The sequence below is a fragment of the Belliella alkalica genome (assembly GCF_022549785.1).
Taxonomy (GTDB): Bacteria; Bacteroidota; Bacteroidia; order Cytophagales; family Cyclobacteriaceae; genus Belliella; species Belliella alkalica.
Genome location: NZ_JAKZGO010000057.1, coordinates 1 through 1,614 on the forward strand (window position 1 = coordinate 1; position 1,614 = coordinate 1,614).

General features: G+C 52.8%; 1 protein-coding gene. It reads left to right on the forward strand.

Annotated elements, in window-relative coordinates; translation table 11 throughout:
• A partial coding sequence (locus MM213_RS20570; protein WP_241414766.1) for a CLIPPER-2 domain-containing protein occupies positions 1 to 1,614 on the forward strand: 1,614 nt, incomplete at both ends.

The following is a 1,614-nucleotide window of genomic DNA, read 5'->3' on the forward strand; positions in this document are numbered from 1 at the left end:
GGCAGCGTATTGAATGTAGCGAGCGCAACGGGCACAGATCCTGACGGCGAGCCTACAGATCCTGCGACAGATGAAGAGGAAGTAGACGGTCCTGTCTTGAACCCGTCGCTATCGGTAGAAAAGACGTTGAGTTCAATCAACGGCGACGCTGCCCTGACCCAGTTCAGTGCTGTTGACGATGTGATAGCGTACACGATAGTAGTGAGCAACAATGGYAATGTTACCCTGACCAATATTGAGGTAGAAGATCCATTGACAGGCCTGAGCGAGACGATAGCAGTATTGACTCCTGGTGACAGTGAGACCTTTACGACGACCTATACAGTAACACAGGCAGATATCGATTCAGGCAGCGTATTGAATGTAGCGAGCGCGACGGGCACAGATCCTGACGGCGATCCTACGGATCCTACGACTGATGAAGAGGAAGTAGACGGTCCTKGCTYGAACCCATCGCTATCGGTAGTTAAGACTGCCACGTCGGTTAACGGYGATGCGGGGGCGACAAGCTTCGGTGCTGTTGGCGATGTGATTGCTTACAGTATAGAGGTGGGCAACGATGGTAATGTTACCTTGACCAATGTTGCGGTTAACGATCCATTGACAGGCCTGAGCGAGACGATAGCAGTATTGACTCCTGGTGACAGTGAGACCTTTACGACGACCTATACAGTAACACAGGCAGATATCGATTCAGGCAGCGTGCAGAATGTAGCGAGCGCGACGGGCACAGATCCTGACGGCGATCCTACGGATCCTGCGACTGATGAAGAGGAAGTAGACGGTCCTGTCTTGAACCCGTCGCTATCGGTAGTTAAGACTGCCACGTCGGTTAACGGCGATGCGGGGGCGACAAGCTTCGGTGCTGTTGGCGATGTGATTGCKTACAGTATAGAGGTGGGCAACGATGGCAATGTTACCTTGACCAATGTTGCGGTTAACGATCCATTGACAGGCCTGAGCGAGACGATAGCAGTATTGGCTCCTGGTGACAGTGAGACCTTTACGACGAGCTATACAGTAACGCAGGCAGATATCGATGCAGGCAGCGTATTGAACGTAGCAAGTGCTACAGGAACAGATCCTGATGGCGAGCCTACAGACCCTACGACAGATGAAGAGGAAGTAGACGGTCCTGGCTCAAACCCATCACTAGTGGTAGTGAAGACAGCCACGTCGGTGAACGGCGATGCGGGAGCGACAAGCTTCGGTGCTGTTGGCGATGTGATTGCGTACAGTATAGAAGTGGGCAACGATGGTAATGTTACCCTGACCAATGTTGCGGTTAACGATCCATTGACAGGCCTGAGCGAGACGATAGCAGTATTGACTCCTGGTGACAGTGAGACCTTTACGACGACCTATACAGTAACACAGGCAGATATCGATGGCGGCAGCGTGCAGAATGTAGCGAGCGCGACGGGCACAGATCCTGACGGCGATCCTACGGATCCTGCGACTGATGAAGAGGAAGTAGACGGTCCTGTCTTGAACCCATCGCTATCGGTAGTTAAGACTGCCACGTCGGTTAACGGCGATGCGGGGGCGACAAGCTTCGGTGCTGTTGGCGATGTGATTGCTTACAGTATAGAGGTGGGCAACGATGGYAATGTT